The following is a 13,094-nucleotide window of genomic DNA, read 5'->3' as shown; positions in this document are numbered from 1 at the left end:
GTTCAATTTTTCGGTCCCTGATTTACGGATCGCTCGACGACTCGCTGTGGAATTTTTTGTATCTTGCCGGCGGCACTCATCCCTTCGCGGTACTGGCTGTAATACCGCCGCGCTTCCTCTTTTCGATCAAGTCGCCACAGCGAATCAGCCATGTTCAACATCAACACCGTGCGCTTGCCGACCGCTTCAATGCCGCGATAAAACTTCAGCGCAAACTCATCGTTACCGCCCTCGGCCAGGTAAAAACCCAGGTCGTTGAACGCCTGAACATTTTGCGCCGGAGGATGACACGCCATGTAGGACTCCAGACTCAAAAAGCTCAGGCTCCATTCGATGGATTGTGCGCGGGACTGCGCCGGCCCGATGTCCACGACATGCCTCAACAAGTCCTTTGGGGACTGCGTCTCCAAGAAGGGATTGAACACTTCGCCGTCGTTAGAAACCCACTGATTGCCCACCCATTTACCGACACAAAAGCTGGCAGAGCGCTCAGCCAGCACGCAACCGGTCTCCATCGAGATCACATCGCAATGCTGTTGCGACACCAGCTTTTCTTCACCACTCTCGACCGACAAAATGCCGAAGCTCACCGGGTCGAGCAACAAGGTTTTCTTGTCAGGACTAAGCCAACCGGAGTGCCCATCAGCTCCAACGTCGATGCTGAAGAGCGGGAAGGTTTTGCCGTTTACGGTGAACCATGCAGTCGCCGACTCCACACCAGGCATCATCCATTTTGTCGCTTGAAACGTCACTGTGTGCCCGTCGATACCGACTATTGACGGCTCCTCGGCAAAGGCACTGGCGGCGGCAAACAGACTACCGACTATCAACACCCACTTAAGGCTGGCCATAGGCGTTCCTTTTCACTGCAAGGCTTTCCGATTGCAGCTGCCTCTTCGTGATGCCATACGCTTTGATCAGCTCTTCCCAGGAACCCTTCGAGCCAAATGAACGCTGGTTACTATCGAAGCTGTATTGCTCCAATCGCCCGACTGTCGAGTAATAACCGTGCCGCTGCGAACAGGCACCGCAACCGCCATAGCCGTCTATCGAAACAAGGCTGCCTTTGCTGCCCTTCACGCAATCTATCTCCACTACCGCGTTGTTCAACTTCTTCGCCTTCTCACCGTCGGACGTGAGTTGTGAAACTTTGCCAATATCACGCCGAAGTACTTTGCCGCCGATAGCATCTGCGGCAACGGCATTGCCCGTATGAGCAATCGCGAACAAACTAGGCAGCAACCCGTGGAGGTATCTAGGTTTCAATTCATATCCTTCGAATTCATCAGCTCCAACTCACCATCCCGATACAACACCTCATACCCCATCCACGCCGGATCCACCTGCGGCATTACCGCTGAGGGTTTGCGCAGCTCCCGCAACAACGTCGAGCCATGGGACAAACGCCCACCCATCCGCGCTATCACCGCCCGCGCCGCTTGGTAGTGCGCATGTCGTCCAGGGTCAAGAGTGTCTTCGAGCAAAATGTCTTCACCCAAAATGCCTTGCACCTGCCCCGGATAAATCATGAAACCCGTCGCTTGTTCGGTACCTTCGCGGCCGTCCTGCCAGAAGCTGCCGTCGCGGCTGCGAATGTCCGGATGCGGTGCAAACCAATGTGCTCGATCCGCCATCGGCATGGCGTGATGCAGGCGGAAGAACACCCGCATCAGGTTGTCGCGATACCACTCGCGCACTTGCAGGTAATAACCACGCAGGCCCGGCAAGCCGGCTGAATGCGCCAAGCGGATAAACCCCGGCCAGTGCGGGAAGGCCTGCAACGGCAGATCGGTTGGTGCCGGGCGCGGTGTGGCGGGATCGGTTTCCCATGGCAGACGATGTGGGCTGTTTTCGAGGTCGTCATACGCTGTCGGTGGCCGTCCCAACAGGTCGCCGCCGCTGCTGGCCAGGGAGGTGGCGATGCATAGATTGCCCTGCACCACGAACACATAAAACCGGGTGAACCAGTCGGCCAGTTGCTGACCGTCGGCGTCTCGGGCAATCAGCTCCGCAAGCTCCTGATCGAAACGGCGCAAACGCTCTTCCAACGTCAACAACTGCCCGCGAGCGATGCGCTGCATGCGCAGAAACAACGGCAGCGAATGCATCAGGCGCAGCAGTCGCCACGGCAGATGCGGTGTTGCACCACCCACCTCACCGGCGTAACTGCTGGCGGAGATTCCCCAGTCCGCCAGCCGTGCAAGAAACAAATCATTGTTGATATACGAAGCGCCGCCAAACACCGCCGTGAACGGTTCGTTATCCTGCAACACCCGCGAATCCCAACGCCCCATGATCGCCGGAATACTTGCTGCAGCACGGCGCTGGGCGTACTCCACCAAGTGGCTCGGTTGCGGCGGCAGGATCTCGGCGATGTTGGCGGCGGTCAGGTGCCGGCGCCAGCCGTAATCGCTGATCGGCCGGTATTGCAGCAACCAGAGTTGCTGGCCATCCCAGGCCCATTCGACGTCGCCCGGCACGTAATGGAAGACTCGCAACACGCCTTGCAGAAAACGCCACAACAGGTCCGCTGTCAGGCCGTGAAAGGGCTTGAAGGTGCCGCTACTCCACGAGTCGCCGAGGCGGGAAATGATTGCGCGCTCGGGGCTCACCTGACCATCGGCCAGCGACTCCAGATGACCTTCGACCCATTCAAGTTCCACCGATAGATGTCGCACAAAAGCGATCCCGGACAACTGCGGTGTGATGAAGCGCTGCACCACCACTTCTTCCACACCCGCCGCGCTCAGCTCGGCAATGCGCGCGGGCACGTTGGGCGTCGGTTCCCGCAGAAATGTGGTGCTCAGCCCGGCGTTCGCCGCATCGGCTTGATCCTCGCCATAACTGGAGGAACGCACCGCCCAAGTGGCGTCCGGTTGGCTAGCGAGAAACGCCGGCAGACGTTCATCGTGACAATCATTGAGTGACAGCGCCGGCGGCACCGCTTGCCCGGCCAACTCGGCCAGACGCAAACGGCCGCCCTTGGTGTGCGCGACGAATCCGTGCTCGCCCGACTCCAGCCACGCAGCGAATTCCGCCGGCGAGTCGATCCACGGGTAATGACCCCAACCGGTTTTCAGGCTGATAGTCAGATCAGCGCGAGCCAGAATCGCCGACCATGCGGCAGCCTGTGCGATGCCCAGCACGTTGTCCTGATCGCCCCAGACCAGCTCGACCGGATCGGTGATCCACTCCAGCAGCGGCAACGCGGTGTCGGCCCGCACCAAGTCCCAATGGGGCACAAAAGCGCGGCATCGCGCATACCCCGCGCCCATGCGCTGGTACTGCGCGGGCGTCCAGGTCTGGTTGGAAAACTTGTGTTTGAACAGCGCTGGCTTGTTCGCCAGCAACCAGTGAATGGTCTTGCGAATCGACAGCGGCGACATCAGCGCCGGCAGCCGTCGTTGCCACAAAAATGCCCCGACCGGCGCCAGCAACACGCTACGGCAAAAGTGCCCTGGCTGACGTTGCAGCGCATGCAACACCAGCAACGCATTCACCCCGACCGCCATGATCGAGCTGCCCTGGACCGTCGCCGTTAACAACGCCTGCGCATAAGCCGCGAGATCTCCGCAGGGCGCTTGCGGGTTGGCGCCGAAGCCCGGCAGTTCGAGCGGCACCACCTCGTAGCGCTGAAAGTGCGGCAGCGCGTCATCCCACCAATCGGCAGCACTGCCGTTGCCGGCCAGCAGGTACATCAGCGGCTTGCTCATGGGCGATCCTCAGGCCAGATCGCGCAGGGCGGCGTCGAGGGTTGGATAGCGGAACGTGTAGCCCGCCTCGCTCAAACGCTCAGGCACCACACGCTGGCCGTCGAAAAACAGTTGAGCCATTTCCCCCGCCAGCGCACGCACCGGCGCCGCCGGAATGTGAAACCACACCGGACGCTTCAAGACCTTGCCGACCTGCTCGGCAAACGCTGCCTGACTGACCGTATCCGGCGCCACCAGGTTGTAAGTGCCGCTCAAGCTCTCATCATCGAACGCGCGTGCGATCACTTGAATCACATCGTCGCGATGCACCCAGCTCATGATCTGCTGACCATCGCCCATGCGTCCGCCAAAGCCCAGGCGAAACGGAATCAGCAACGGCAACAACGCACCGCCCGGCCCGAACACCACGCCGAGGCGCATGACCACCTGACGCACACCGAACTCAGTGGCCGGCTGGGCGGCCGTTTCCCATTGCGCGCAGAGTTCGGCCATGAAGCCGTCGCCCTTGGTCGATGTTTCATCGAGACGTTCGCTGGCGTCACGCACACCGTAGAAACCAATGGCCGAGGCCTGAACCCACAGCGCCGGTTTATGCGTGGCATTTTTCAGCCAACTCATCAGCGCTTCGGTGGTGTTGACGCGACTGGCGATCAGTTGCGCCTGACGCTTGGCGCTCCAGCGCGGCCCGGCCACTGGCGCACCGGCCAGGTTGATCACCACGTCGAAGGTTTCGTTGTAACCGAGTTTGCTCAGCGAACGCAGGCAACGGGCGCGGCCGTCAAACAGGTACGCCGCTTTCAACGGATCGCGGGCCAACACGCTGACGGAGTGGCCGGCATCAAGCAATTGATTGACCAAGGCTTCACCGATAAACCCGGTGCCACCGGTCACCAGCACCCGTTTGTAAGCTCCGCCAGCGAACGGATTAGACGGTTTACCTTCGCGCTGCATGCGCAGCGCCGCCAGTCCGTCACGAATACCCGAAGCCGTAACGCCGATAGCGAACAGCGTCAGCAACCAGCCACGCCAGCCGAAATCGATAGCGCTCAGGCCGGTAGGCAAATTCGCCCACTGCGCCAATTGCACCCCGTACAAAGCAAAAAACGCCCCGCCGTTCACCGCCAGCACGGTATGCATGATGCGCTCGATGGCCGGCAATTTTCGGCTGCGGTCCTCGACCACGAAGTCCCAGAGCGTCAGACCGATCTCCAGCGCGAACAGCAGCGCAATCACAATCGCCCACGTGCCTTGGAATGCCAGATGCGCCATGCCCAGAAACAGAATCCCGTAGAAGCACGAGCGCATCGCGTGGATCGACAACTCCAGACGGGCACTGTGGCGATACGGCAACGCTACCGTCAGTTCGTGGTGATACAGGGTATCGAGCGCCCCAAGGCAGGCCTGGGCAATCAGCAGAGCAATCGCCCAATCCAGGAGAGAAAAGTCAGGCATGGTTGGCATCACTCAGTGTGTGTTGAGGTGGAGGTGCGGCGGTCGTGGCGATACAGCCAAATCAGCGGTGGCAGTAAAGTGAGCAGCGCGAAGCTGTCGAACCATAGGTGCGACCAGACCTGCGCCTGGAGGGAAATCAACATGTCCTGCGGCGCCCAGAGCACGATGCCGGCGATCAACCAGCCCCAAGCCATTGAGGTTTTGAGTCGATGGCCGAGGTGCACGAGGGCGAGCATGTAGAGGGAATAGCTTTGCAGCGTGGCGCCGAACAAGGCTAACCACCAGGCTTGTTGGGTGCGGGCGGCGGTGGGTACGGCGTCGGTGGCCCAGAAGGCTTGTTCGATGGTTTGCAGGTAGCCGTCGAGCAAGCCGGAATGGCCGGCCCAGGTCAGTGTGACGCTGACGAGCAAATGCACCAGGGCGGCGGCGTATAGCCAAACAACCAGGGCTTTGCGAAGGATAAAAAGGGGGACTGGCATTCCGTGTCCTGAGGTCTTCCTTGAGGGGCGCAAGTCTAAAGGAAAACGGGGAATTTAGTGATTAATCACGGTGCCCGTTTCACCTCTGAAATTTCGAATGGAAAATCAACTAACAACCATCGGCATCGCTGCATTGAACCCAGCCCCGAATTTCCTTTCCTTTGGGGGTTTTAAACATGATTTGCAGCCGTACAGCCTGAAGCCATTCCTGCAACACCGAGTCGCCCATAATCAAATACATTTTCGTCAGGTCCGCCAAAACGGGACGAACTGAACTGTTGTGCAGCGGTAGAAGAAGACGCCGGAGTTTTTGACGCTGATGACTACCAAGTCATTGACGAAACGAGGGTGTTTAAAAGCGTGAAGATTTCGATCTTTCTACGCTCGACTCCCTCGGATATTTCCTTCAACACGTGGTGCTGTTCGTGAACTAGGCACGCTAGGGCTTCACCGATAGGCTTTGTTCGTCGCCGCAAAATCGGTGACACGGACGTGCAAGTCCGAATCCAGGTGCGCAATTGCTTATGGCTATTCGTCGAGCGTTTTCCTATGCTCGCGGATCGTTATGGCAGCTGTGCGTCGGAGACCTTCGGGTCTGCCGGTTCCTGGATCGGTCTTGCACACCAACGCTCAGCTGCCACCACTTTCGAAGTGCAAAGCGAAACGGTGTCAGTCTCTTAATTCCAGGAGCTACATCAATGATCAAGCCAACACCAAATCCACCAGAACACGAAGACACCTCCCCCTACGAATCCCTAGATTCGAAGAAACTCCACGAAGCCGCAGAACGCGCCCTCAACCACCATTTCGCCCCGCTGCCCAGCGAGAAGCCCAAGCCTCGCAAAGGCAACCTCTTCGCCGTCTCCCCCGACATCGACACCGAAGCCCTCCTGGCCAACGCCTCGGAAGACCTGCTGTCCATCAGCGCCATCGCTGCCAACCTGGCCGACGATGTGGAAGGTACGCTGCGCTCCGTAGCACTGGCGATCAGCAGAATGTCGGATGGGGTTCGGTTGTTGGTGGAGCGAGCGCTGGATCATATTGATACGCCGAATTCGGCGGTGAATCGGGCGAAGGTGTAGCGGAGCCGCGAATAGAAAAAGGGGACGTTGAGTCCCCTTTCTGCAACGACTTTTGCAAGCCATCTAAACTAGTGAAAATCTTCCGCACTTTTAGGACGCGACTCTATCCCCTGCATTGCTGCCCGGCTAACGAAGGCATGACCACCCGCGCCACAGGACTGCCGGAATATAACCTTGTCGCCCTTGAGCACCGTCAAAGAACTCACAAAGGCCTGGTTAACGAGGTAGGTATAAGGCCCCTTTTTGAACTTGATAATGTTCAGGTTAACGCTGCCTTCCGACGCATTGACCACGAAGAACTTGTCCTTGGGAGGCGCGCTGTTCTGCGGGTAGAGCATTTCTATTTTTCCCGGTACACCGTATCGGTATTGAACAGAACCGGCAGCGGGTTTGTTGTTTTCCTGCGCACAAACGGAAACCGTCTTTCCTCCCTTTAACGGACAACTGAAATAAATGTCTTCGTCTGCAGAACACAACGTTTCATTCGGCCCGTCATCCAATAGTGCAGGATGTATTGCAACTCGCTCCTGCCATTGCGTGCTGGCGACGCAATTCGATAGACAAGCCAACGTCGAGATATCCGGTTCCTCGCTTCCAGCGAACAGATAAGTCGCGGAACCCGTAGGGGTAAGAGCGTAGTAAACGGGGACACTGACGGTCAGTCCTTTGGCGGGCACCGTCACGCCGGAGTCCTCACCCGAGACAACCAAACCCTCCGCATCACCGCACAACTCCTGCAAAGCTGCATCACTGAACGAATCATCTGAGGGGCGGGCGAACAGCTTGGCATCGGCACGGCAGTCGTAGCCGTGCCAGTACGGCCCCGTATTCGAGTTGATATCTATCGAGAAAACATAAGCGCCCTCGAGCGTCACTCTTCCATTGTCATAATCAAAAACCAGCCATCGACGAGACTTCGCTTGGGAGAAATTTTCGTTCTCCAAAATGTACCGATCACCATCGCGATACAGCTCGAAAGAATTCATAGCCCCGACCGACTCTGGTGTGTCGGATAGCTTGTCACCGGAATCGGCATCCACCAGATAGTTGTTAGCGTCCAACACCAATGCGCAATCGCTACCGGCCCGCCTACAGGACTTGAGTGACGGGAACATCGGCTCTGCGACCACAGGCAAAGAAACCAGCAACAACGCCGCCAACAAAAGTCTTTTCAACATACCTCCCTATTCATGAATACGGCCCTGACGGCACAAAAAATTGACCGTGAAAAAGTGACAACTTTATTTACCGATAGCCAACCTACCTTAAATAAAATTTTTCCGTTTTTCTTTAAACAAGCCTGTCGAAGCCAGGCCTCTAATATTCAACTAGTAGATTGGCATCTGAAATCGCATTCTTGCCAAGCATCTCTCATGGGGCTCTCCATATAATTTTTGGGTCATGGCGCAATTTTTTTCAGCATACTCTTTCCAAGACGTTCCAAAGTCTGCATCTCCGCCCACGAGCTCAATAGCCTTAGGATAATTCATCGCGGTAGCTTTCTCATTAACCACTGAGACCGCTTTATAAAAGCCATCTCCAATAACACCAGTGCGGAGATACACGAGTTCACTCAACCGAAAACTCGTAAACTGTTTTATACAGGAAAGACTGTCTATAGGAGACTCTGCAGCTCCACCCCCCTCATCCTTGCAGTAACCTTCTTTCAACTTAATCCAGCTTTTCTGAGCAGCAAGCAATTCAGGCCTTAACGATGGATCTAGTTCGGATGATAGTGCCCTATACTGCTCATTAAGCACCTTATCAACTTTGGCAAAAGCTGCCTGAGAACAGATAATAATGTCAGGATTCGTTAAATTCGCAGAATTACACTTAGTATCCGCCAACGCAAAACCCATTGAGACGGAGAAAATGGAGACAGCAACAAACGTCTTATTAATTACTTCCAGCAACTGCATTTTAATGCCTCCTCAAAGTAGACCGCTTCTTTTTCACGCCTTGTCGCCACCCCAACTGTTTGAGAATCATTTTCCCAAAGCCTCTTCATACTTCGAAGTCGCGAAGGTATTAACTCAGGATTGTCGCTATCGAAATCTTCTTTAGAGGAAAAGGGGACGGATTTATTTATTGGCGACCGCATCATCATAAATAAATCAGTCAACTTTTCACTTTCAACCTCCACTTATCTTGACTCACCTTCATAAAGCTTCGTTTCTGAATTGAAGCGCCAAAGATGGGGAGTAGTCAGCGGCATTCCATCTCTGCGCATAATTTGATCTTGTTTATCTCTATTATAAGAATGGATCTGAATATTTTTATATGGAGTATTCTCTGGATGGCTATCTAGAACTTTTACATCTGCAAAGTAATCACCTCCCACATTCCTCAGAAAGCCTTGGCACTGGACAAAAAATCCGTAAGTAAAATCACCACTGGAACCCGCGCTAGAATATGAAAGAAAAATAAAGTCCTTCACTCCATCACCATTGAAGTCTTCGTTATAGACGATTTTCCCTTCCTCAATTGAAAATTTCTCATCCTCAACCCGTGAAAGCAAATCGATTGTGCGTGAGTCTTCGGTCCACTGCGATAAAAAATGCTTAGGCCCTTCCGTGGGATAACAGACTTCTACAGGGGCAGCGCGAGCAGCAGTAGCAAACAAAGCAAGAACAAAAAAGTACTTCATATATAAATTCGCTCTTTTCGAATTTGCTGCGAGACAGGCCAAACCTCCACATAACTGTTAAAGCTTGCCCACCTCCTTTCATCTGCAATTCAATAAACTGTTAAAGGAAACATGAAGAAGCTATATTTTTTATTATCACCAGATTTTGATATCCACTCGCCTTTATAGCCATCACCATCTGCCTTACCAACAAACTGAGCCCGCGGGCTTTTTCCACCAGCTGCGTACTCAGTCAATTTCATGCTTCCTGCTTCGACACATCCATCAAAAACAATTTTCTCGGAGGAGCTCTTATATTTATAACTCCCTTCACTAGCACATGAAGTATTTTTTATGTCGCCGAGAAACCAGGTACTTTTGGAAACTCTTCCGACATACGTGATGGCCGTGCCATCAGACTTCAGCTTGCAGTTCGAATAACAAGCCATCTGAAAAAAATCGGGCTTATCCGTGTCGAAAAACAAATACGTAGCTGAATCGGCTTTTTCCCCTGCGCTATAAACAGGGATATTTATAGCGATATCTAAACCCATGGACGAATCAGGCGTTTCTTTTCTTAGCTTCAGACTATTTCTGGCAGCTTTTCCACAAAATGCGCTTACTGCCGACTCACTAAATGCTTGATCCTTTGCATTGATTAGACTTCCTTCGCCGGCTCGGCATTCATATCCATACCAAGCAGCTACCGATGCCGCTGAAATGACCTGAGAAAAACTGTAGATCCTATCGACCGCAACTTGCTGCTTACTGTAGGAGAACACTACCCAGCTACGGGACTTAGAGGATGAAAAGTCCAAATGTTCCAGAACATATTTATCGCCATATATATAAAGCCAGTTAGCGCTCATCATCCCCGTATCCTCAGAGATTTCTGATAGCTTTTCACCTGTAACAGCATCAACTAAAAAACCGTCTTCATTGAGTACAACTTTGCAAGCTTGTGATTTTTCTTTACCGGCGCACGAATCATGACTGGGAAAAAATGGCTTCGCGTAACTTAAGGCGGGAACCAGAATGGCTAAAATCAAAACTAAAATCTTCAATTTTTAATTCTCTCTAAAAGATTTTCAAATTTTTGGGCATAAAATGCAATTACGTTTTTCTTGTCAGTCCCATTAATGATTCGACGAGCCGTAACATAATTTTTATTTCCAGGAGATAAATGCGCAGCAAGTGTCTCTCCTGCTTTGAATACCCCGCCCTTCATTCCGCCAATCATAATTCTAGTTGCATATTCTAACTCTAAAGCCAAATCTGGATTATTTGTAAAATCTATCCCCAAGGCTGCAGAAAACTTTTCATAGTTAGCTTTCCAGGTTATCTGACTAAGCCCACGACCCCGATACTTGTAGCCATCACCAATTTCAGTATTATGATAGTCCCTCGCCATAGCGGCCCTACGCCCTGTGGGGCCAGAACCGTAATCTATTTCGGCTTTTTCTTCACTGATTTTTTCAGCAATAGGGGCGAAGAAAACAACGCGATTAAAATCGTATGCCTCCACACGAATTGTGGCTAACATATAGGCCAAGTAAACATCATTGCACTCATCAAAGTACTCACCCCACAACTTCATCATCATCGCCAATAGCTTTTTCAGATTTTCTTCTGACTCTTGATTCAGAGAATAAGCCAGTGAAACATGAGTCACGTTGTCGTCTTCGAACCAGCCAAATACATGCCGATGTTCTTTTTTGTACTCCTCAACGAACTTCTCTATATTTAAGCACCCGCAAGAATACTTCATACAATTTGATATCAAGCCAACAGGGTGAATATGCTGTACGCTAGTAGTATCAGTTATTCCATGCTGCCCAACCAACTTAGCCCACCAACTTAACCGTTCAATTCGTACCTTTTCTTCTACCCAAGCTTTATGAGGGTCAGAATCGCTGTGGCCAATAATTTCATCCAGGGCATCCCAGTTTTCTTTTTTGTAGTCCCATTCATTCTCATAACGCGTCACCATCTGCGATATGGGTTGAGAGAACCACGGTTTGCCCAACGCCTCCGCAATTTCAGACGGCGCCAGCTTTTTATCCCCATTCCTGTCGAGAATTTTGTACAGCGTCTCGCTAACAGAACCAGCGAGGGCGACCTCAACATTCGGAAGATACGATTCACGCTCTTGTTCATCGAGCCTATCTTGAGCATGCAGAAAAGCTGCTAAGTGGTCGACATTGCTCGTGGTTTCGTCAATAAAGTTGAACCCATTCCATTCAAAAGGAGAGTGCCGCGAGAGCACTGTGTCGGGTTCTGCAAACCATCCATCAATTCCATTACCGTCTTTGTCACCTAATAACCCATCTAGGCGCCACCAATAGGTGGTGGAGGTCGATGTACCCATCACAACAGATTCTTTGATTTTCTTCTCCGCTGGCAATGCTTCAAGCAATCCAACAGGAATATAGAAGTCATACCCCACTTTATTACCTGGATCTGCTGCTTTAGGAGGGGTCGCGGCATTCATGTGTGGAGCATGAGTAACTAACCACGTGTCTACTGGTATCTTGACTAATGTCTTTTCAGCAGCGGGTAGGCCGACAGCCTTTTCTTTACTTTTACTAGTAAAAGATTTCACGTCCTCACAGCTGAAAACTTCGAGATGTAATAAATTCTTCGGGGCGGCATCTGCATGGGTCTGGTATTTTCCAACATGCCCCAACACCTCACCGGCCCTAACTTTGAAGGCCTGAGCCAGGGGAACTACCTGCCCAATAGGGGCATGGGGCTCGTTCTTGGCCTCCAAATCTTCAAGCCAAACAAATCCAGGCAATTTACCGTCGCCACCAGCCTTTAGAACTGGAATAGGCTGACCGCTTACGATCTCTACCAGCTTGCGATATTGTCTTGCGGCTTGTTCGTCGCTAATCCTAATCTGCGTACCCGCCGGTAAAAACGCGATCGGTTGCCCACTGCTAGTAGCATCGCGAACGTTAGCGCCGCTCTTTTGGTCTGGAGGAGCGTCTTTTGCTTCCTCTCCTACCAGATAGCTCTCACCCCCCAGATGTTTCATTTGCCCCTTAAATACCCATCCAGTGTTGACAGCCAAGCTTGGTAACTCAGGAGTGACGCTTACTACTTCAAGCCAGTTTTGGTTAGACGGTGCCGGCTTGGTGAGAATCTTAGTGCCACGGGGTAGTACGGCCAAAATGGGTGTTTGAGACGAATTTCCTTCACGACCCCTAAGCCCCAATGATTTGGTTCGAAGATTTTCCTTTACTTGATAAAGGCCTTTCCCCCAGAAACCCGGTGGTTTAAGCGTAGGATTCGTTTTATAGGTTTCCCAATCAAGTAGGTGCATATAGAGACTGAAGAAAGTCAGGCTCGGCCCAGTTGCAGCAGCCGCACCGCTAGCAGGAGCTGGCGTAGAAGGTGACGGAAGTTCAAGTCGATGCTTCACCAGCACAAACCCCGTCGAATAAACCGAGTGCGCCGAGCCAAAATCAGAAGTTGGATATTTCTCGTCAATTCGGTATGCGACGACCTCTCCATCAGCGATGCATCTGACCTCCGTCAAATCCTTCACCAACCCCGAAGCTTCATCGAAGTGAACACCACCATGCCAAAGGCCATTTGCCCCCAATGGGTAGTAACCATCTTTAGCTTTGGCTAACGCTTTGTAGAACTGCTGCGGATCGGTCGCTTCGGCTGTCCCTACTTTCAGGGGATACGACCATTTTTGAATTTTGTTTGTTGTCTCTGTCATTACCAATTACCT

The 13,094-nt window shown here is 52.8% G+C and carries 11 protein-coding genes; 1 reads left to right on the top strand and 10 read right to left on the bottom strand.

Annotation, left to right across the window (positions count from 1 at the left end):
* Positions 1–2 precede the first annotated feature (2 nt).
* From NL116_RS00885 to NL116_RS00865, 5 genes are read right to left on the bottom strand one after another with little or no spacing between them, the layout of a single operon-like run.
* Positions 3–851 carry a tetratricopeptide repeat protein gene (locus NL116_RS00885; RefSeq protein ID WP_494375633.1) on the bottom strand — a complete coding sequence of 283 codons (849 nt, stop codon included), beginning with the start codon at positions 849–851 and terminating at the stop codon, positions 3–5.
* Entirely contained in the window at positions 838–1,266 is a 429-nt protein-coding gene (locus NL116_RS00880) for a hypothetical protein (protein WP_494375632.1), read from the bottom strand. Before NL116_RS00880 ends, NL116_RS00885 begins: the two co-directional genes overlap by 14 nt.
* Entirely contained in the window at positions 1,263–3,713 is a 2,451-nt protein-coding gene (locus NL116_RS00875; protein ID WP_494375631.1) for a PEP-utilizing enzyme, read from the bottom strand. Before NL116_RS00875 ends, NL116_RS00880 begins: the two co-directional genes overlap by 4 nt.
* Before the next feature lie 9 nt (positions 3,714–3,722).
* Entirely contained in the window at positions 3,723–5,165 is a 1,443-nt protein-coding gene (locus tag NL116_RS00870) for a TIGR01777 family oxidoreductase (RefSeq protein ID WP_494375630.1), read from the bottom strand.
* 8 nt (positions 5,166–5,173) lie between these two features.
* A complete protein-coding gene (locus NL116_RS00865) occupies positions 5,174–5,644 on the bottom strand; it encodes a cell division protein (protein ID WP_494375629.1) in 471 nt (156 codons plus the stop codon).
* A 698-nt stretch (positions 5,645–6,342) separates the two neighbouring features.
* On the opposite strand from NL116_RS00865, the gene NL116_RS00860 reads away from it, so the two are divergent.
* The gene (locus tag NL116_RS00860; RefSeq protein WP_494375628.1) at positions 6,343–6,726 is read left to right on the top strand and encodes a DUF6124 family protein; all 384 of its coding nucleotides are present in this window, start codon (positions 6,343–6,345) and stop codon (positions 6,724–6,726) included.
* A gap of 68 nt (positions 6,727–6,794) precedes the next feature.
* Here the strand turns inward: NL116_RS00860 and NL116_RS00855 are convergent, their stop codons facing one another.
* The 5 genes from NL116_RS00855 to NL116_RS00835 all read right to left on the bottom strand — a co-directional run bounded on the left by NL116_RS00855 (position 6,795) and on the right by NL116_RS00835 (position 13,082).
* A complete protein-coding gene (locus tag NL116_RS00855; RefSeq protein WP_494375627.1) occupies positions 6,795–7,904 on the bottom strand; it encodes a hypothetical protein in 1,110 nt (369 codons plus the stop codon).
* A gap of 150 nt (positions 7,905–8,054) precedes the next feature.
* Positions 8,055–8,645 carry a lysozyme inhibitor LprI family protein gene (locus NL116_RS00850; protein WP_494375626.1) on the bottom strand — a complete coding sequence of 197 codons (591 nt, stop codon included), beginning with the start codon at positions 8,643–8,645 and terminating at the stop codon, positions 8,055–8,057.
* 224 nt (positions 8,646–8,869) lie between these two features.
* Positions 8,870–9,373 carry a hypothetical protein gene (locus NL116_RS00845; protein ID WP_494375625.1) on the bottom strand — a complete coding sequence of 168 codons (504 nt, stop codon included), beginning with the start codon at positions 9,371–9,373 and terminating at the stop codon, positions 8,870–8,872.
* An 89-nt stretch (positions 9,374–9,462) separates the two neighbouring features.
* A complete protein-coding gene (locus NL116_RS00840; protein ID WP_494375624.1) occupies positions 9,463–10,416 on the bottom strand; it encodes a hypothetical protein in 954 nt (317 codons plus the stop codon).
* Positions 10,413–13,082 carry a hypothetical protein gene (locus NL116_RS00835; RefSeq protein ID WP_494375623.1) on the bottom strand — a complete coding sequence of 890 codons (2,670 nt, stop codon included), beginning with the start codon at positions 13,080–13,082 and terminating at the stop codon, positions 10,413–10,415. Before NL116_RS00835 ends, NL116_RS00840 begins: the two co-directional genes overlap by 4 nt.
* Positions 13,083–13,094: the final 12 nt, after the last annotated feature.

The organism is Pseudomonas sp. FBCC-B1667 (assembly GCF_059133255.1).
The sequence above is the reverse complement of the archived record's forward strand: the minus strand, read 5'-3'. Positions and strand labels throughout refer to the sequence as shown.